The sequence below is a fragment of the Roseiarcus fermentans genome, assembly GCF_003315135.1.
GTDB lineage: Bacteria > Pseudomonadota > Alphaproteobacteria > Rhizobiales > Beijerinckiaceae > Roseiarcus > Roseiarcus fermentans.
The window spans coordinates 91590-110249 of record NZ_QNRK01000009.1 but is presented as its reverse complement, the minus strand read 5'-3'; the positions used below and the strand labels follow the sequence as shown (position 1 = coordinate 110249).

Sequence of the window (18660 nt, the reverse complement as noted above, 5' to 3'; positions counted from 1 at the left end):
CCGGCGGCTTGGAGGCCATTTATAAACCGGCTTTATTAATATCGTTATAGATCAATGTCTTCAGTCGCTTGGCGGAGTTCGGCCGGCGCCTGCGCGTTACCCGCCCGGCTTGCGGTGATAGGCGTTGACCAAATGTCGCATTTCGCGCGGCGCGATAAATGCTATGCGCTTGCTGCGCTGCGGCGGGGGGCAGCCGACCGGCGCAAAAGAGAGCGAATTCGACCATGAGCGAGAGCCGCATCCGGAACGCCGCGCTGCGTTCCAAGATCATGAGCGCCGACCAGGCCGCCGCGCTGATTCTCGACGGGGCGCACGTCGGCATGTCGGGCTTCACCGGCGCCGGCTATCCCAAGGCCGTGCCGGCGGCGCTCGCCGCCCGGATGAACGCCAAGCACGCCGCCGGCGAACATTTCAAGATCGGCGTCTGGACCGGCGCCTCGACCGCGCCCGAACTCGACGGCGCGCTCGCCAAGGCCGACGGCATCGAACTGCGCATGCCTTATCAGTCCGACCCGAACTGCCGCAAGCGTATCAACGCTGGCGAACTGGATTACATCGACATCCACCTGTCGCATGTGGCGCAGTACGTCTGGTTCGGCTTTTTCGGCAAGCTCGACGTCGCCGTCGTCGAGGTCGCCGGCATCCGCGAGGACGGGCGGTTGATCCCGTCGTCGTCGGTCGGCAACAACAAGACCTGGCTCGACCAGGCCGACAAGATCATCCTCGAGGTCAACCGCTGGCAGAATCCGGCGCTCGAAGGCATGCACGACATCTACTACGGCACCGACCTGCCGCCGCATCGGCGGCCGATCCCGCTGATCACGGCGCACGACCGCATCGGCCAGCCCTACTTCTTCTGCGACCCGGACAAGGTGATCGCCGTCATCGAGACCGACGCTCCCGACCGCAACACCGCCTTCAGCCCGCCGGACCTCGTTTCGCGCGCCATCGCCGGCAACATCCTCGACTTCCTCGAGCACGAGGTGAAGAAGGGCCGGCTGCCGCCGGAGCTGCTGCCGCTGCAGTCGGGCGTCGGCAACGTCGCCAACGCCGTCATGGACGGGCTGCAGCACGGGCCGTTCGAGGGCCTGTCCTCGTTCACCGAGGTGCTGCAGGACGGCATGCTGAACCTGATCAAGTCCGGCAAGATGGAGTTCGCCTCGGCCACGGCGCTGTCGCTCTCGCCCGAGGCCGCGGAGGAGTTCAACCGCGACGTCGCGCTCTACCGCAAGAAGGTGATCCTGAGGCCGCAGGAGATCAGCAACCATCCCGAATTGATCCGCCGCCTCGGCGTGATCGCGATGAACGGCCTGATCGAGGCCGACATCTACGGCAACGTCAACTCGACCCACATCCGCGGCACCTCGATCATGAACGGCATCGGCGGCTCGGGCGACTTCGCCCGCAACGCCTATCTGTCGATCTTCATGACGCCGTCGACCGCCAAGAACGGGGCGATCTCGTGCATCGTGCCGATGGTCACCCACGTCGACCACACCGAGCACGACGTGCAGGTGATCGTCACCGAGCAGGGACTGGCGGATCTGCGCGGCCTGCCGCCGCGCCGGCGCGCCCAAGAGATCATCGCCCGCTGCGCGCACCCGGACTACCGGCCGGCGCTGGAAGACTATTTCGCGCGCGCGCTGAGGGAGTCGCCCGGCCGCCACACCCCCCACCTGATGAACGAGGCGTTCTCGTTCCTCGACGCGTGGAAGGCGGCGGAGACGCGGATCAACAGCGCGAGGGCGGCGGAGTAGGCGGCCGGCGAAGACTTCGGCGAGGACCCGACCGCGGCGGACGAAACCGAGGGGGATCTGCGGGCGCGGGCGCAGCGCGGGCGTAGCGCGGGCGTAGCGCGGGGACGCAGACGCGGCAGCGCGCTCGACGCGCCGCGCATTGCAGGCGGGCGACGCCCAGGCGTGCGCGGCTGCTTGACGTCGCGCGAAACGCCGGCGCTTTTCCCAGGACGGCCGCGTTAGCCGTTGTCCTGATTTGTTTTGCGCTCGGACGGTGGTAAACGACGGCAACTGGCCTGCGGGCCGTGGGGCTGAAGGCTGGGCCGAGCGTGCGAGCGCCGTCGAAAAACGCCAACGGGTCGCGTGGCGGCCTGACGGAGGAAACTGCGTCGGGCATCGGCGAGCGCATATACAGCGTTCGGCTTCGGCTGGACCGGAGCGTACCCGGCTTCGCAGCCATGCTCGGCGTTTCCGCCGATGTCGTCGCCGGGTGGGAGGCCGGCCGGGGCGTCGATCGCGAGGCGCTGACGCTGATCGCCGCCTCGACCGATACGGCGATGGAATGGCTGATCGCGGGCCTTTCCCCCGAGCAGGTGGCGGCGTTCCACGCGGCGGCGCGCAGCCAGGTTCGCGGCGACCGGCTCGGGCGGGGGCGCGCCCCCACGGACGAGGCCTCGCCGACGCATGTCGGGCGCGGTCGCCGATCCGGCGGCTGATTCGGAAACGCTCCGACGGACTCGATCCGATTCTCGCGCCCACCCGCGGGGCGTCGTCTCGATCTCCACCCGCTCCCGCCGCGCGGCGATTCGTCGCTGCGCGCTTGGTCGCATTGATTGTTCGGCCTCGGCGCCTTCGAAATAGGCAGCGCGGCGGGTAGTCCGGCCGAACGCGCTGCGAAGATTGCGAAATGGCCTGGCACGCGCTTTGCGTATCCGTGGCGACGCCGCCTGCTCGAGGATGGAGCCGACGACCGAAGGATGATCAGCGCCGCGCCTCGACGTTTCCTCAGGGCCACCCCAGTGACGGCCGGCTTCGACCCCGGGCGGGCGCCGGCGCGGCCGGCCCCGACCACGACGCCCATCTATCTCGACCGGGACGGGCGGACGGCGCGGGTCGACGTCCAGCTCGGGTCGATCACCAAGCGCATGGTGATCGACACCGGCGCCACGGGGCTCAGCATCCCGGCGTGGATCGCCGAGCGCCTGCTCTGGCGGCGCGAGGCGGTCGAGGCGCAAAGCGCGGTCATGACCTTGGCCAACGGACGGGAAGAGCTGCGTCAAGGCGTCAAGCTGTGGTCGGTGACGGTCGGCGGCCGCACGCTGCTCGACGTCTATGCGACGGTCGCGCCGCACGAAGCCGAGCCGCTGCTCGGCTTCCCGGTCCTCAACCAGGCCGGCCGATTCACCATCGACACCGTCGCCGGCCTTCTGATCATGGGCTGACGGCGACGGCGCCGGCCCGGCAGCCTTTACATCAGCCCCGGCCGCCGCAACGCGGTCCTCCGCCCGGCGCGATAATCCTCCGGCGTGTCGCCGAACTGCGCCTCGAAGGCGCGGTTGAACTTCTCGAAATCCATGAAGCCGCTGAGAAACGCGATCTCCTCGATCGCGAGATGCGCGTCGCGCGGGTCGGCCAGGCGCGCCCCCGCGACCGCCGCCCGGCGGTCGCTGACCAGCTCGGTATAGGACTGGCCGGTCTCCCACAGGAGGTCGTGGATCTCGCGCTCGGTGAGGCCGAGGCGCCCCGCGACCGACCGCGCCGTGAACCCGGGCGTCGCCGCGCCGGCCTCGATCGCCTCGGCGATGCGGCAGCGCTGCGCTTCCCTGACGCCGCGCCGTTCCGCCAGCGCGCGCTCGTCGCCAGAGGCGCCGAGCATGAGGGCGCACAGGTCGGCGACGTGGTCGGCGGCGGCGGCGGCGAACGAATGGCTCAGGCCGTCGGCCGACTTCAACAGCGAGGACGCGTAGGCCGCGAACAGGCGCACCGGCGGAAGGTCGGGAGCGATCGACTGCATGAGCCGCGCCTCGGCCTGCGGCGCCCGCTTGAGCACGGACTGCATCGGCAGGAACACGCTGACGTATTGCCCGTCGGTCTGGCGCAGGGAGCCGTCCTCGCTGTCCGACACGAACACCGCGCTGCCCGCGGCGCCTTCGTGGCTCCGGCTCGCCTGCTCGAAACGGCGGCGGCCGCCGACGACCAGGCTCAGGAGAATTCGCCCGCCGGCGTTGGTGTGGTCGCCGCGGTTGAGGCGGAAGGTCGCGGCCCCGGCTCCCGACATCAGCGTCGCGTCGGGGAGGTCGAGGAGGAGCGTCGGCGAACGAACCGCAGCGCCGCCCCGCTCCGCGCCCCTGTCCCTCGAGATCTCGAGGCTCTCGGGCCTCACGTTCAGCGCCGACGCGATCGACGTCGGCAGGTCCTCGTCGCCCGTCAGGGCGCGCACGCCGACGCGGTCGTCCGACCGGGGAAAGACGCGCGAGGCGTCGAGCGGGGCGATGGCGGCGGCGGTCTCCTCGCCCTCCTCGACGTCCCGGTCGGTCAAACCCTCGACCAGCCAGTCGATCGAGGTGTCAGTGGCCTCGGCGAGCAGGAGCAGGTCGTCCTGACGAAAGTTCAGGCCGCGCTCCCACGAGCGCACCGCTTCGTGCGGCACGCCGAGCATTCTGGCGAAATCCCGCGGCGTCCGATCCAGACGACGCCGAACGACCTCGATTCGGGCCCCTATCGCCCGCCGCGTTTCCGGTGACACTGTAGCCCCCTTGGAGTTGCCCTCGACTTCCCCAGCAAGGCGTTACGGACCGTGCGCCGCGCGAGTTCCAGACGACCTCCGAAGGTCCCTTCGGCGTTCCAGTCGTCTGCGTGAACGCTCGCGCAAGGGGCGTGCCACCGCCGAGGCGCGAGCGCGCCTTCGCACGGAGCGCGAGCGTTCAGGCGCGGCGTGGATCCGGGAGCGTCCGGGCGTCGCCGCGCGGCGTCGCCGGGCGCATGGCGCCGAGCAGCGAAACGATGTTGCGGGCGCCGGATTCGCTGGCCGACCCGCCGATCGGCGGCCCCCGCCGCGCCGTGTCGATCACCACCCAGCGCCGATCGTTGACGCGCTCGATCGCATACCGGTCCGACATGGTCGATCTCCCTGGGTTCGCGCTGGCGTCCGGAGCAATGTTCATGCCCGTCCGCGGACGAGGCCTTGCGGCGGCTCCGCGTCAGCGACGATGCAAAACGGCGACGCGGGTTTGCAAATTGCAAAGGGCGTTCGCAGGATGGAAACGGCCCCGCCGCGGGCGCCGAAGCCTCAGCGCAGCCGGACCGGAATGACTTCGATGCTGAGCTGCACCTCGTCGCCGAGGCCGTAATACGAGTAGGCCGGCCGCGAGACCGCCCGGAGCAGCAGGAACAGGTTCAGCCGCAACCGTTGCAGGGCGTTGCTCCTGCGCGCGGGCAGGAGATGGTCGTGCATGACGTGCACGATCCACTGGTGCGGGTCCGTCGGCAGGTCGATCTCGTGATGGCGGGCGAGGTCCTCGAGCGCCCGTTCGACGTCCGGCTCCTCGAGAAAGCCGAACGACAGCTCGACGCCGATGACGCTGCCCTTCTTGTCGCTGCGGTCGAATACGGTCACCCGGCAGCGGCCGCCGTGGATATAGGGGACCTTCTTGTGGGCGACCTCGACGAAGATGAGGTTGCGCGGCAGCATGCCGGTCCGCTCGGCGATCAGCCGGATCAGCGACGGGGCGCGGTCGGCGAGCTTGTGCAGCGGCCGGGGCGACATGATCAGCGCGTTGCGCTCGAGGAACGACGTGCTCACCCGGTGCAGCGCGACCACCTCGGAGAGCGTCAGCGTCGCCTTGGCGTTGTGGGCGGCGTAGCTCGCCTTGCGGCCCCAGCGCCAGGTCGCCATCAGGGCGAAGGCGACGGCGCCGACCGCGACCGGCACGTAGCCGCCTTCGAGAAGCTTGAGTGAGCTTGCGACGAAAAAGGCCCCGTTCAGCGCGGTCAGCGGCCCCCAGACCAGCGCGGTCAACGCCGGGCTCCAGCCCCAGTAGCGCAGCGCGATCGGGATCATGGCGACCGAGGTGATGACCATCACCCCCGAGACGGCGAGGCCGTAGGCGGCCGCGAGCGCCGCGCTCGAGCCGAACGCCAGGACCAGCGCGACGCAGCCGCTCAACAGAGCCCAGTTGACGGCCGGGATATAGACCTGCCCCTCTTGCGCGTGATGGGTATGCTCGATGTCGAGGCGCGGGAACAGGCCGAGGCGGATCGCCTGCGCGACCAGCGAAAAGGCCCCCGAGATCAGCGACTGCGAAGCGATCACGGTGGCGACAGTGGCCAGGACCACCATGGGCGCCAGCAGCCAGGAGGGGCTCAAGGCATAAAAGAGCTTGCCGCCCGGCGCAGGCAGGCCGCCGAGCAGGAACGCGCCCTGGCCGAGGTAGTTGAGGATCAGCGCGGGAAAGACGATCGCGTACCAGGAGAGCCGGATCGGCAGCGCGCCGAAATGGCCGAGGTCGGCGTACATCGCCTCGCCTCCGGTCACCACCAGCATCAGAGCGCCGAGCAGCATCAGCGCCCCCAACAGGTTCGCCCGGCCGAGGAACTCGAAGCCGTACACGGGATTGAAGGCGGCGAGGATTTTCGGCGCCGCCGCGATCTCGGCCGCCCCGAGCGCCGCGATGACGACGAACCAGACCAGCACGACGGGGCCGAAAAACGCGCCGACGCCGGAGGCGCCCCTGTACTGCACGGCGAAGAGGGCGATGAGCAGCGCGAGCGTGATGGGCACGACGGCGGACGACAGGCCCGGCGCCGCGACGTCGAGGCCTTCGACCGCCGAGAGCACGCTGATCGCCGGCGTGATCATGCCGTCGCCGATCAGGAGGCCGGCCCCGGCCATCAGCGCCCACAGCAGCATGCGCACGCGCCGGTCCTTGCGGTCGTGAAGCAGGCCGTAGAGGGCGAAGACGCCGCCCTCGCCGTCGTTTTGCGCGCGCAGCACCAGCAGCGCGTATTTGATGGCCACGATCAGGGTGAGCGTCCAGATGATCAGCGACACGGCGCCGAGCGCGTCCTCGGCGGTTCGGCCGGGCGCGACGCGGAAAATCTGGTCCATCGCGTAGAGCGGCGAGGTGCCGATGTCGCCATAGACGACGCCGAGCGCGCCGAGCGCGAACGAAACAACCGCGGGATCGCGCGGGCGGTCGGCGCGCAGGCGATCGGTTTTTGCGGCGAGAAGCGACATTGTCCGGCTCTCTTGTCGCGATCTTGCGGCCTGAGCGCGCCGTCGGGCAACGCCCGCCCTCGAAAGCGCTTGCGTCCGATTGACGCACGGGGCGAACCGCGGACCGACGGGCGGCGGGTCGGCGCGTCCAACGACGACGCCAATACAAAGATAGTTCGCTATTTACAGATCGACTCCGAGCGTAGAACATCGCTCACGTTCCGAGTCGCAACATCAGGCTGAAACGAGGGCGGAGAGACCCCCGGGCCGACGGGAGATCGCCATGACGCTCGACAGCCGCGCAGTCCGTTCCGGATCGTGTCGGCAGGCGCGCGCGCGGAGCGCCCGATCGCCGGGACAGGGTCCGGCCGTCCGTCTCGTCAGGCGCCTGCCGGCCCGGGCGGCGCTGGCCGCGCTGGCGCTCGCCGCGCCGCCCGCCGCCCTCGCCGACGACCTGACGCTGCCGGCCCTGACGCCCGCGCCCCTGCTGACGGCCGACCGGGACGCCTGGACCGTGTGGACCCAGCCGCATCTGTTCGGCGACTGGGGCGGCCTGCGGCCGCGATTGAGCGCGCTCGGCGTCGACGTCACCCTGACCGGCGTCGACGAGGCGGTGGCGAACCTCTCCGGCGGCGTCCGGCAAACGGTCCAGGAAGCCGGGCAGGTCGGCTTGCAGGCGAAGTTCGACCTGCAAAAAATCATCGGCCTTCCGGGCGGCTCGTTCGAGGTGACGCTGGTCGACCGTTGGGGCGGCAATCTCGCCGCCGACGCCGGCATTCCGGCCCTGCAGTTGCTGAACGAAGTCTACGGCCGCGGCAACATCGTCCGCACCGAGGAATTCGCCTATAAGCAAAAGATGTTCGACGACCGGTTCGAACTGTCGGTCGGCCGGCTGGCGTTCGGCGACGAGTTCTTCTCGTTCTCCTGCAATTTCGTCAACCTGACGTTCTGCGGATCGGCGCCGGGCAACATCGTCGGCGACTATATCTACAACTGGCCGGTGAGCCAGTGGGCGGCGGTCGGCAAGGTCAATCTTCCCGCGGACCTCTATCTCAAGGCGGCGGTGTTCGACGCCAATCCCGACTATCTCGGCGCCAAGCCCAGCGTCGCCTTCTGGCCGAGTTTTCCCGACAATTCGCAAGGGTTGATCGTGCCGGTGGAGCTCGGCTGGAAGCCGAAGTTCGGCGCGCTCCTCGGCGACGATACGATCGGCGGCTGGTGGAACAACTCGGCCGCGCCCAACGCCGCCACCAGCGTCGACGGCCAGCCGATCTTGGTGTCGGGACTGCCGGCGCAGCCGGGCCACGGGCGCTACGGGTTTTCCGCCAATCTGCAGCAGATGCTGGTCCACGACGCCGCCAATCCCGACCCGAAGAACGGCCTCTACGGCTTTTTCAACGTCACCGTCGCCGATCGGCGGACGGCGACGCAGGACGCCCAGATCGCGCTCGGCGTGTTCCAGCAGGGGGTCGGGTCGCGGGCGAGGGACGGCTTCGGCGTCGCCGTCGGCGGGACGCAGGTCAACCCGAACGTCGCCAACGCGCAGGCCCAGGCCAACGTCCTCGGCCTCGGCCCCGGCTACGTGCAGCACATCGAATACGCGACGGAAGCCTGGTACGGCTGGCAGGCGACCGGCTGGCTCAACCTGAAGTTCGACACGCAATACGTGATGTGCCCGGGCGGCTACACCGCGCCGAACAACCGCAACGCTTTCGTGCTGGGGGTGCGGACGACGGTGGATTTCTGAGCGGCGGCGGGGCCGGCCCGGGCGGACAGGAGAGGCTGCGCGGGAAGCGCGGCCCTCGAAACGTCGAAGAGTCGGAGGTCAGACGACGAGCGCGCGGGCGCTCCGGCCCGACCCGCGATATCCGGCAAACCCGAGACACGCGAATCCGAGTCCCATCATCGCCCAGGTCGCCGGCTCGGGAACGCCGGCCTGGATGGCCGCGCCGCCGAGGCCGTTCCAGTCGCCGCCGGCGTTGGTCGCGACGCTCAGGCCGGTCGCGCCGCCGTCCTCGAACTGGAGGATCTTGATGGTCTGCCAGCCGCTCGGCCCCGAATAGGTTCCGGACTGCCAGTTGAATCCGTGGTCGCCGTCGTTGTCGATCAGCTCGGCGCCGTTGATCCAGAGGGCCGATCCGTCATCCGACCCGAGGCGGAGCTGTTCGCCGCTGACGAGATCGATCCGCCCGGTCAAGACGACGACATGATCGGCAAGGGAGGAGATCGCGTTCGGCGAGACGGCGCTCGCGTTTCCGCCGAGGAAAGACGCCAGATCGCCGCCGTCGCTGACGCTGCCTCCGCAATCGGGAAAGCAGATCGTGTTGGCGATGAAGGTCGCCGTCGGCCCGCCGGCCGCGGCGATCAGGCTTTCGCTGTTGGCGACCGAACCCGGCCAGCTGTTCAACTGGTAATAAGCCCCGTCGAGCCCCTGGGCGGCTTGCGCACTGGCCGAAGACGCCAGCGCGACAGCCAATGCGGCGCCGAGAATCGTCAGTTTTTTCATGAATAGCCCCGTTGGAAAGTGACGCGCGGTCAATTGCCGTCTACGCGTGTCAACTCTCGTGCCAGAGGCCTAGAGACCAAAATCGTTGAGGTTTTTGCGTCGGCGGCGCCGGATTGTGAACGGGGGTTCGCCAAATGCTAACGGGCGTTCGCGATATGCGAACACCCGTTTGCAAAATCCAACGCGTCAGGTCGGGGGCGCGGCGGCGGAGTCGGGGTGGTGGCGAAGCCCTCGTCCCCCTCACGCGCTCGCCGACTGGTTGGCCTGCCGGCGGCTCGCGGCGATGGCGTTGAACTTGGCGCGGAGGTCTGGGTTGGCGCGCATCAGGTTCTGGAAATCGGCGCGGCGCAGCACCAGGAGCCGGCTGTAGGTCTGGGCGCGGACGTCGGCCTGGCGCGGCTCGCCGGTGATCAGCGCCATCTCGCCGAACACGTCGCCGGTGCCGAGCATCACCCGGCCCTGGGGCAGGTCGACCCCGGCCGCGCCGGAGGCGATGAAGAACGCCGCGTCGCCGCGGTCGCCCTTCCTGACGATCAGCTCGCGCGGCGGCGCGAAACGCGGCTTGAGGAGCTTGGCGATGCTGTCGAGATGGGCGGTGTCGAGCCCGGCGAACAGGTCGAGCCGCGCCATCAGCGCGCGCGTGTCGAGCCCGATGTCGAAGCGGGGCAGGGCGCGCGCGTCGCGCTTGCCCTCGACGTCCGAGATCAGGTCGCGATACACCTCCGCGCTGATCAGCCCCTCGTCGTAGAGCGCCTTGTAGCGCCCGACCTCGCGCCGGATCGCGGTCTGGCGCAGGAAGCGCGCCTCGAGCGCGGCGGCGTAGTCGGGATACTGGAGGTGGAGCGCGTCGAGCCCGACCTTGATGCGGTCGAGCCGGTCGGCGAGCATCTTGTCGACCACCGCGTCGAGCCGTTCGCCGAAGATCGCCCGCGAGCGCTTCGAGGCGTCGCTCGCCAGTTCCTGGATCACGAGGCGCATCGTCAAGAGCCACTCGAACCGCTCGCCGAGCCGGTCGGCGAGAAAGCGGCGCACGCCGAACCGGCGATGGAGAAAATAGGCGAAGCGGAACGACAGCGGAAAGCCGAGGCCCGCTTCGGCCGCGCGCTTGTAGCCGAGGCGCCCGTCGGCGCGCGCCCCTTCCACCATCGCGTCGGCGCTGCGCATCAGCGCCTGCACCACCGCGGGCGACGCGGTCCGCGCCGACAGCGTCTGCAGCACCAGCGTCCGCTCCTGGGCGCCCAGCGCCATCAGCGACACCGCGACGCGCTCGTGGTCGGTGAGCGCGACCCCGCGCACCGCCCGGCGCGCCGCGGCCTCGTTCATCGCCACGTCGTAGGGCGCGAGCGCGCGCGCCGTCGCCGCCTGATCGAGCCCGTGCTCGGAGGCGGACTGGCGAATGAGCGTGGAGGCGTCGGCGTAGGACGCCTCGAGCACCCGGTCGCGCAGCACCTGGTCGGCGGGCGACAGCCGGTCGAGCCCGAGCGCGCGGATCAGGAGGCGAAGCGTCGTGCCGTTGACGAGCAGGGTGAAGAACACGAGGCCGGTCGCCAGCACCGCGACGAACCGCTGCACCGACGGCGGCACGGCCGGATTTTCCGTGACCGAGAGCGCGAGCACCAGCGTCAGCGCGCCGCGCAAGCCTCCCCACGCGATCGCCAGCTTGTAGGCGGTGCTGATCGGCTTGGTCAGCCGCGCGAGGCTGAGCAGCGGGATGAGGCCGAACAGCACCGCGAGCCGCGCCACGAACGCCGCCACGACCAGCGTCGCCACCAGCACGATGTCGTGCGCCTGCAGGTCGATCAAGAGCTTGGGCACCAGGATGGAGGCCAAGAGGAAGACCAGCGAATGCGCCCAGAACGCCACCTGGGTCCAGACCCCGGTGATGAACGACCAGTTGCGCGGGTCGATCTGGGCGCGCCCGAAGGCGCTGACGGTCATGCCGGCGGCCAGCGTCGCCACCACCCCGGAGATGTGGAAAAAGCGGTCCGCCACGATGTAGGACAGATAGGCCAGCGCCAGCGTCAGCGTCGCCTCGGCCTGGGGATTGTCGCGCGTCAGGCGGACCAGCGTCAGCATCAGCCGCCCGGCCGCGAACCCGAACGCGGCCCCGCCGAAGAACGACACGGCGAACTCGATCGCGCCGTCGCCCAGATGCGGCTCGCGCCCGTCGACGATGATGCCGAGCAGCACGGTGTAGGCGAGAATGGCGGAGGCGTCGTTCAGGAGCGACTCGCCCTCGACCAGCCGCGTCAGCCGCGCGGGCGCCCCGACGTCGCGGAAGATGGCGATCACCGCCGCCGGGTCGGTGGTCGAGACCACCGCCCCGAGCAGCAGGCAGACCACCAGCGGCTGGCCGGCGACCGGCCACAGCGCGAGCCCGACGATCGCCGCGGCGACCAGCGTCGCGATCACCGCGAGGAGGAGGATCGGAGCGGCGTCGGCGAGAATCCGCCGCACGTCGCTGGTCAGCGCCGCCTCGAAGATCAGCAGCGGCAGGAAGACGTAGATGAACGTTTCCGAGCCGAGCGGCAGATCGGCGAACAGGGTGACGACCGCGCTCGCCCGCTCCGAGAGATGGGCGTGGGTGAGCAATTCCGACGCCGCCCCGATCGCGGCGCCGATCGCGGCGAGCAGCACGACCGGCGCCAGCCGCAGCCGCTCGGCGACCGGCTGGCTCAGCGCCACCAGGACCAGCAGGGCGGCGAACACCGCCAGAACGAGAATGATGTCGGGCACGGGCTTGCTTCGTCAATCGCCGCGACGGGGACGCGACCGCGGCCCGCGACTGTCGCGGCGGCGACGCCGGCTTGTCAACTTGGCCGACCGCTTTCGAGCCGGGCGTCACGGGCGGCGCCTGGGAGGGCGCGCGTCTCCCGGTCACGGGCGGTGCTTGGGAGGGCGCGCGTCCCGCGCGCCCGGGCGGCGAGACGCCGCCCCTCCCGAGGGCGCTCCGTCCAGTTGGCGACAGCAGGACCGCGGGAGCCGTGCGACCGCGCCGGGCGTCACGGGCGGCGCTCGGGAGGGCGGGACGCCGCCGGCGGTCCGGTCAGCCGCCGGCCTCCTCGGCCGCCTTGCGCAGCCGCATTCCGAGTTCGCCCCGCATCCTCGTCATTTCCGACCATCCGCGCGTGGTCGCGGTCATGCCGCCGTCGACGATCAGGTCCTGGCCGGTGACGAAGCTCGCCCCGTCGCTCGCCAGAAACACGGCGGCGCGCGCGATGTCCTCGGGCAGCCCTGCGCGCGGGATCGGCTGGATGTGGGCGAACAGCGCCTTCACCACGCCGGTGACGGCGTCGGCCCGGGTTCCCTCGACGCCGGCGCCCTTGGCGAAGATGCCGGTGACGATCGCGCCGGGCGACAGGCTGTTGACCCGGACGCCGTGTTCGCCGAGCTCCATCGCCACCGAACGGGTCAGCGCCAGCACCGCGCCCTTCGATGCCGAGTAGACGTGCGCGGAGACGCCGCCGCGGTGGCCGGCGATGCTGGCGACGTTGATGATGCTGCCGGATTTCTGGCCGATCATCAGCGGCGCGACGTGCTTCATGCCGAGGAAGACGCCGCGCACGTTGACGGCCATGACCCGGTCGAACACGGCTGCGTCGGTGTCGGCGATCCCGACGATCGGCTGCGGCGAGCCGGCGTTGTTGACGAGGCAGTCGACGCGGCCGAACCGCCCGACCGCGGCGGCGACCATGGCCGCCACCTCGGCCTCGTTGGCGACGTCGGCGCGGACGAAATGCAGCCCGAGCCGCTCGGCCAGCGCCGCGCCCTCCGCCTTGCGCCGGGCGGCGGCGACCACCTGCGCCCCTTCCTCGACGAATGCCTCGGCGATCCGTTCGCCGATGCCGCTGGTCGCGCCGGTGACGATGGCGACCTTACCGCTCAATGCGCCCATGGGCCGTGTCCCTCCGCTTAAAGTCTTGGGAATCTTAGCCGCGCCGGGCGCGCGAGGATAGGGCGCTCGCCCGCGCTACGGCGCGCGCACCGGCGGCGCCCCGATCCGGGCCGCGGCCCGCGCCAGAGCGCGATCGAAGGTGGCGAACGTCTCGGCCGCGGTCGAACTCGCCAGATGCAACGCGTCGGCAAAGTCCATGCCTTGCTCTGCCCAGTCGAGCGCCTGCCGGGCAACGGCGGCGGCTTCGAGCCTGACCGTCGGCAACCGGACGAATGAAGCGAGGGCGCGCAGAACGACCGGACGTTCGAGGCGGTAGAGGGAGCGGAGAACCCATTCGACTTCGAGAAGTACGGTCGTACAGAGGAAAACAGGTCCGCCCTCGACGAGCGCCTTTGCCCGCCGGAATTGCCCGGGGTCGTCGGAGGTCAGGTAGCGAACGACGACGTTCGTATCAATCGCGATCATCGACCGCCTTGCGGAAGCGGCGCACCGCTTCGTCGAGCACCGCCTGATGCATCTCCTCGATCGAAACAGTCCGTGGGAACGGTCCCAGAGAACCCGCGACATCCTCGAACCGCGTGGGGGTCTCCTTCGGCGCCGTGCGCAGGAGCACGCCCTCGGGCCGCTCCTCGATCACGAGTTCGTCGCCCGCGACCCAGCCGCGCCGGTCGCGGATCGCCTTGGGCAGCACGATCTGGCCCTTCGTCGACACCCGTGTCGTCGGGCTCTCGGCTTTCGCCATGGCTCAGGTCCCCGAACAAGTAAGACGCAGGGTAAGATAGATCTCGCGCGACGCCGGCGCAATGCGCTACGTCGCCCCCGCCGCCTCGACCCGGCTCCAGAACCCGAGCTTGCGGCCGTGGCGGCGGCGCAGTTCGGCGCGGTAATGGCGGTGGGGCTCGATCGGCCAGCCGGGCGCCTCGCGCGCCTCCAATCCCTGGAGCGCCGCGTAATAGCGCGCCGCGCGCCCGTAGGCGAGGGACAGGCCGCGATCGAGGATCGCGTCGAGCAGCGCCCGATAGAGGACGACCGCGGCGAGGGGATGCCTCGATTCCAGCGCGTCGGCGGCGGGCGCGAGCGCCTCGCACCGCCGCCCGTCCCATTCCGTGCGCCGCTCGACGACGAGACGCTCCGCGAGATCCAGGCGCGGCCATTGCAGGAAAAAGCGCAAGGCGGCGGCGATCATGGGCGAGGCGAAGACCGCGGCGAAGGCCGCGTCCAGCGCCTCGACATCTTCGAAGTCGGGCAGCCTTGCGACCTGCTCGCGCAGGATGTCCGCGTCGAGCGTTTCCGTGAACAGGCGCCAGCGCAGCGCTTGCGCCGCCGCGTTGTCCCCCAGCGCCTCGAGCGCCGCGATCTCGACGTGGGCCCTGCGGTCGGCGGCGGGGTCGCGCGGCGGCAGCCCGACGTGCAGGTCGGCCAGCGACAGCCGCTTGATCGAGGGCGGGGCGGAGCGCCGCAGCCAGGCGAGCGCCTCGGCGGCGCGGCCGGCGCCGACCAGCCGCTCGCCGATCGCGGCGACGTCGGGACCCTCCCCGGGCAGCGCCGTCGCGAGCGCGATATAGGCGTCGACGTCGCCGCGCCGGTCGGCGATGCGCTGGCGCAGTTCGATCAGGCGGCGCGCCCGCGCCCTCAGGCTCCAGTTGGGCGGGTCGCCCGCGAGCGGCCCGAGCGCAAGGACGCCCTCGGCGAGGCGGGCGTCGAGGGCGGCGACCGTGGCGGCGGGAGCGGCGGCGAGAATGTCCGCCGCCGCGCGGAGGACGAAGGCCGAGCGCGAATCCGCAGCCAGCGCGTAGAGGCCGTCGGCGAGCGCGCCGCCGTCGTCGCCGGGCAGACGCGCCAGCAGCGCGGGCAGGGCCGCGGCAGCGGCGGAAAACACGCCGGCCGCCTCGTCGCCGGCGCGGGCGAGGGCGCCGTCGGCGGCGGCCAGCAGCCGCAGCAGGCGCTCGACCGCGCTCGCCGGGTCCGCGCCGGCGAGGTCGTCGGCGATGATCTTCAGCGTCGCGGACAGGTCCTCGACGAAGGCGCGCCGGCGCGCCGCGGCGATCGTGGAGCGGCCTTTCTCGAGCGCGGCGAGGCGCCGGTCGACGATCGCCGCCACCGCCGCGGGCCCGCGGGCGGCCGCGATCGCGGCGGCGAGGCGCTGTCGGAACGCGGCGTTGCTCCCGGCCTCGTCGAGCGCGAGTTCGGCGAGGCGCCGCGCGCCGAGGCCGATCAACTGGTCGAGGCTCGGCGGCGCGTCGCGCGCCATGGTCGGCTCTCCCTTTCGCGTCCTCGCATCGCGCGGGCGCCCCCGGCGCGATTCGCGCTGCGATCATCGTCCGGAAACCACGCCGGCGCCACGGGGCTGCGACTTAGGCGGCGATTGCCAGCGGCGGCAGGGCGTCGTATCGCAGTGCGACAGGCGCCTGGCGCGCCCTGCGAGAGCCACGATGGACCCCCTGATCGAAGGCTACCGAAAATTCCGCGCGGAGATCTGGCCGACGGAGCGGGCGCGTTACGAGGCGCTCGCGCACTGGGGCCAGAGTCCCGAGACGATGGTGATCGCCTGTTCGGATTCGCGCGTCGATCCCCAGACCATTTTTGCAGCCGTGCCCGGCGAACTGTTCGTTGTCCGCAACGTGGCGGCGCTGGTGCCGCCCTATTCCCCCGACGTCGGCTATCACGGCACCAGCGCCGCGCTCGAGTTCGGGGTGAAGGTGCTCAAGGTCGCCCGGCTCGTCGTGGTCGGGCACGGACAATGCGGGGGCGTGCGGGCGATGGCGTTCGGACCGCCGCCGCAGGCGCGCGACTTCATCGCCGCCTGGGTCGAGATCGGCCGCCCAGCGGTCGAGGCGGCGGGAGAGGCGCAGGAAGGCCGGCAGTCGCGGATCGAGGCCGAGGTCGTCCGCCTGTCGCTCGCCAACCTGATGACCTTCCCCTGGATCGCCGAGGCGGTCGCGGCGGGCCGGCTCGTGTTGCAGGGCTACCTGTTCGACGTCCACACCGGCGTGCTCGCCAGCGTCGGAAAGGAAAAGCTGACGCCGGTCGAGTAGCGGCGACGACGAGGATCGCCATGGCGCCCCGAGCGAGCCCGCGCCGCTCGGACGGCGCCGAGGCCTTCGAGTCCTGAGCGAGAGTTTCTGAATGTATGATCTTGTCGGCGTCGTCGCGTTGGTGGCTGTGCTTTGCCTGTTGATCATCGTGCTCCGGCGAATACAGACCATGTTTCTCCTGATCAACAAGGAGAACGAAAGCATGAGGGCGGAACTCTCCGTCACCAATGCCATGTTGAGGCGCCTGGATGGCGACAGCCAGGGCCTGGTGTCGAGCCTGGTGCGCCTGTCGCGCAACATAACCGATAATCACATCGGTCGGAGTATCGACGCGGCGCACATCAATCTCGAGAACAAGCTGAACCGGATTGTTTCCTCTCTGGATTTCATCAGGACGAATTTCACGACCTATCTCGGCGACGGCGTCGCCCTGAGCTACCTGATCGGAGACATTCCCTTATACGTCAATTGCAACGACACCGGCGTCGCCGCCAACGTCATCATCGGCGGAAACTACGAGCCGGACAATATTGCTGTCCTGCTCAGCTTTCTGAAGCCGGATTCGGTGTTCGTCGACATCGGCGCCAATCTCGGCGTGTTCAGCGTGATCGTGGGCGCATACACGGAAAGGACGGCGGCCAAGATCTACACGTTCGAGCCCAATCCCGAGATCTTCGAATTGCTCAAGCGTTCGCTGGCGATCAACGGGTTCGCCGAGCGGGTTACGGCGTTTCCGATCGCGCTCGGCGAGACCGAGGGGACGCTCGGTCTTGCGATTCCGGTCGGCGTCTCGGGCGGCGCCACGCTGCTGACCGATCGGCAGGACATTCGCGATTTCGATCCCGACGGAACCGCGCTCAGGGTCGTCAAGGTCGCGGTGAAGCGGCTGGACGACGTCATGCCCGCCGACTTTACCTGCGACCTCGTCAAGATCGACGTCGAGGGCAAGGAGGCCGAAGCCATCGAGGGCATGAAGGGGATCATCGGCCGCTCCGACGCGATCAAGATGATCATAGAAAAGCTGGACGTCCGTCAGGAATACACGGCCAAGTTGTGGCGCAAGCTGACCGAATGCGGGTTGTCGGTCTATACGATCAACGCGAGGTCCGTTCTCGAGGAGGTCAGCGAATTCGAGGCGTTTTCGTCGTTTCGCGGCTACATCCTGGCGTCGAAAGAACGGGCGTTCGAGTCGCTGGAGCGGGATCGCATTGCGATCTGGCCGGAGGCGTTGTTTTCCCCGTCGCGCCCGGCCGCCGAGGGGCGGCTGGACAGTTCCGCAGATCGAGGGGATCTGCTTTTCTACGGGCCCTACTGGCCGCTCAGGGCGGGTCTTTACGAGATCGTTCTGGACGCGGAGATCACCGGGGACATCAGGATCATCATCACCGAAAGGAAGGGTCACCCCGTCGCCGACTGCAACATCGCCAACAATCGCGGGTTCTTTCGCGTCGACCAGGACCTGAGCCAGTTCGAATGCGTCGGGCGCGCCCGCAACGGGCCCGCCTCGATCGCGCTGCGCCGGATCGCGTTGATCCGGCGGGGGTAAAAGGTGCGGCGATCTCGCCGCTTTACGCGCCGCCGGTCCGGGCGCGATCGCGCCCGGCGGACGGCAAGGGGAGGCTCGATGCGCGACGGAGCGACGGAACGCCAGTTCGACGCCGTCTTCCGGGCGGAGTTCGCGGATCTGCTCGCCTGGCGGCGCGACGTGCGGCGGTTCCGCAGCGACCCGGTGCCCGAGGAGACGCTCGACCTGCTGTTCCGCCTCGCCGACCTCGCGCCGTCGGTCGGCAATTGCCAGCCGACGCGCTTCGTGCGGGTCGACGACGCGGCCCGCCGCGCCGCGGTGCGGGCGAATTTCGAGGCCGCCAACCGCGAGGCGCTCGCAGCTTACGCCGGCGAGCGCGCAAAACTCTACGCCGGGCTGAAGCTCGCCGGCCTCGTCGAGGCGCCGGTGCAGGTGGCGGTGTTCTGCGACGAGGCGACCGGGCAGGGCCACGGCCTCGGCGCGCGCACCATGCCCGAAACCCGGCGCTACTCGGCGGTGTGCGCGCTCTACACCTTCTGGCTCGCCGCCCGCGCCTGGGGGCTCGGCGTCGGCTGGGTGTCGATCCTCGATCCGGGGCCGCTCGCCGAGGCGCTCGACGTCCCCGCGGAATGGAGCTTCGTCGGCTACCTGTGCGTCGGCCGGCCCGAGCAGGAGGACCGCACGCCGGAACTGGAACGGCTCGGCTGGCAGGCGCGGACCGCGCACCCGGTTCTGAGGCGGTGAGGCG

General features: G+C 70.1%; 16 protein-coding genes. 7 read left to right on the top strand and 9 right to left on the bottom strand.

All coding sequences use genetic code 11. The features are described from left to right. The first annotated feature begins 224 nt into the window (after nucleotides 1-224). The 3 genes from scpC to DFR50_RS09895 all read left to right on the top strand — a co-directional run bounded on the left by scpC (nucleotide 225) and on the right by DFR50_RS09895 (nucleotide 3178). Nucleotides 225-1757 (top strand): succinyl-CoA:acetate CoA-transferase ScpC, encoded by a 1533-nt coding sequence (gene scpC / locus DFR50_RS09905; protein WP_113889044.1) that lies wholly within the window; start codon nucleotides 225-227, stop codon nucleotides 1755-1757. Nucleotides 1758-2194: 437 nt separating this feature from the next. Then, complete coding sequence (locus tag DFR50_RS09900; protein WP_113889043.1) at nucleotides 2195-2452, top strand: hypothetical protein; 258 nt, start codon at nucleotides 2195-2197, stop codon at nucleotides 2450-2452. Nucleotides 2453-2713: 261 nt separating this feature from the next. Further along, nucleotides 2714-3178: a retropepsin-like aspartic protease family protein gene (locus DFR50_RS09895; protein WP_113889042.1), complete on the top strand. Its 465-nt coding sequence runs from the start codon at nucleotides 2714-2716 to the stop codon at nucleotides 3176-3178. 26 nt (nucleotides 3179-3204) lie between these two features. Here the strand turns inward: DFR50_RS09895 and DFR50_RS09890 are convergent, their stop codons facing one another. The 3 genes from DFR50_RS09890 to DFR50_RS09880 all read right to left on the bottom strand — a co-directional run bounded on the left by DFR50_RS09890 (nucleotide 3205) and on the right by DFR50_RS09880 (nucleotide 6972). Next, a complete protein-coding gene (locus DFR50_RS09890; protein ID WP_281015952.1) occupies nucleotides 3205-4482 on the bottom strand; it encodes a helix-turn-helix domain-containing protein in 1278 nt (425 codons plus the stop codon). 178 nt (nucleotides 4483-4660) lie between these two features. Then, nucleotides 4661-4855: a hypothetical protein gene (locus DFR50_RS09885; protein ID WP_113889040.1), complete on the bottom strand. Its 195-nt coding sequence runs from the start codon at nucleotides 4853-4855 to the stop codon at nucleotides 4661-4663. Nucleotides 4856-5025: 170 nt separating this feature from the next. After that, complete coding sequence (locus DFR50_RS09880; RefSeq protein WP_113889039.1) at nucleotides 5026-6972, bottom strand: KUP/HAK/KT family potassium transporter; 1947 nt, start codon at nucleotides 6970-6972, stop codon at nucleotides 5026-5028. A gap of 262 nt (nucleotides 6973-7234) precedes the next feature. Here DFR50_RS09880 and DFR50_RS09875 point away from each other — a divergent pair, with 262 nt between their 5' ends. Beyond that, a complete protein-coding gene (locus DFR50_RS09875; RefSeq protein ID WP_113889038.1) occupies nucleotides 7235-8698 on the top strand; it encodes a carbohydrate porin in 1464 nt (487 codons plus the stop codon). 78 nt (nucleotides 8699-8776) lie between these two features. Here the strand turns inward: DFR50_RS09875 and DFR50_RS32500 are convergent, their stop codons facing one another. The 6 genes from DFR50_RS32500 to DFR50_RS09845 form a co-directional block, all read right to left on the bottom strand. After that, nucleotides 8777-9457, bottom strand: coding sequence for a PEP-CTERM sorting domain-containing protein (locus tag DFR50_RS32500; RefSeq protein ID WP_210208851.1), 681 nt, complete (start codon nucleotides 9455-9457; stop codon nucleotides 8777-8779). Nucleotides 9458-9697: 240 nt separating this feature from the next. Beyond that, nucleotides 9698-12193 (bottom strand): cation:proton antiporter, encoded by a 2496-nt coding sequence (locus tag DFR50_RS09865; protein WP_113889037.1) that lies wholly within the window; start codon nucleotides 12191-12193, stop codon nucleotides 9698-9700. A 310-nt stretch (nucleotides 12194-12503) separates the two neighbouring features. After that, nucleotides 12504-13352, bottom strand: coding sequence for an SDR family NAD(P)-dependent oxidoreductase (locus DFR50_RS09860; RefSeq protein WP_113889036.1), 849 nt, complete (start codon nucleotides 13350-13352; stop codon nucleotides 12504-12506). 75 nt (nucleotides 13353-13427) lie between these two features. Beyond that, nucleotides 13428-13817 carry a type II toxin-antitoxin system VapC family toxin gene (locus DFR50_RS09855; protein ID WP_113889035.1) on the bottom strand — a complete coding sequence of 130 codons (390 nt, stop codon included), beginning with the start codon at nucleotides 13815-13817 and terminating at the stop codon, nucleotides 13428-13430. Next, nucleotides 13804-14094, bottom strand: coding sequence for an AbrB/MazE/SpoVT family DNA-binding domain-containing protein (locus tag DFR50_RS09850; RefSeq protein ID WP_113889034.1), 291 nt, complete (start codon nucleotides 14092-14094; stop codon nucleotides 13804-13806). The genes DFR50_RS09855 and DFR50_RS09850 overlap by 14 nt, the downstream gene beginning before the upstream one ends. A 66-nt stretch (nucleotides 14095-14160) precedes the next feature. Continuing rightward, nucleotides 14161-15603, bottom strand: a complete 1443-nt coding sequence (locus tag DFR50_RS09845; protein ID WP_113889033.1) for a DUF6880 family protein — start codon at nucleotides 15601-15603, stop codon at nucleotides 14161-14163. Nucleotides 15604-15784: 181 nt separating this feature from the next. Here DFR50_RS09845 and DFR50_RS09840 point away from each other — a divergent pair, with 181 nt between their 5' ends. From DFR50_RS09840 to bluB, 3 genes are all read left to right on the top strand, one after another. Further along, a complete protein-coding gene (locus DFR50_RS09840; RefSeq protein ID WP_113889032.1) occupies nucleotides 15785-16387 on the top strand; it encodes a carbonic anhydrase in 603 nt (200 codons plus the stop codon). 91 nt (nucleotides 16388-16478) lie between these two features. Then, nucleotides 16479-17933 carry an FkbM family methyltransferase gene (locus tag DFR50_RS09835; RefSeq protein WP_113889031.1) on the top strand — a complete coding sequence of 485 codons (1455 nt, stop codon included), beginning with the start codon at nucleotides 16479-16481 and terminating at the stop codon, nucleotides 17931-17933. Between the two features lie 78 nt (nucleotides 17934-18011). Continuing rightward, complete coding sequence (gene bluB / locus DFR50_RS09830) at nucleotides 18012-18656, top strand: 5,6-dimethylbenzimidazole synthase (protein ID WP_113889030.1); 645 nt, start codon at nucleotides 18012-18014, stop codon at nucleotides 18654-18656. Nucleotides 18657-18660: the final 4 nt, after the last annotated feature.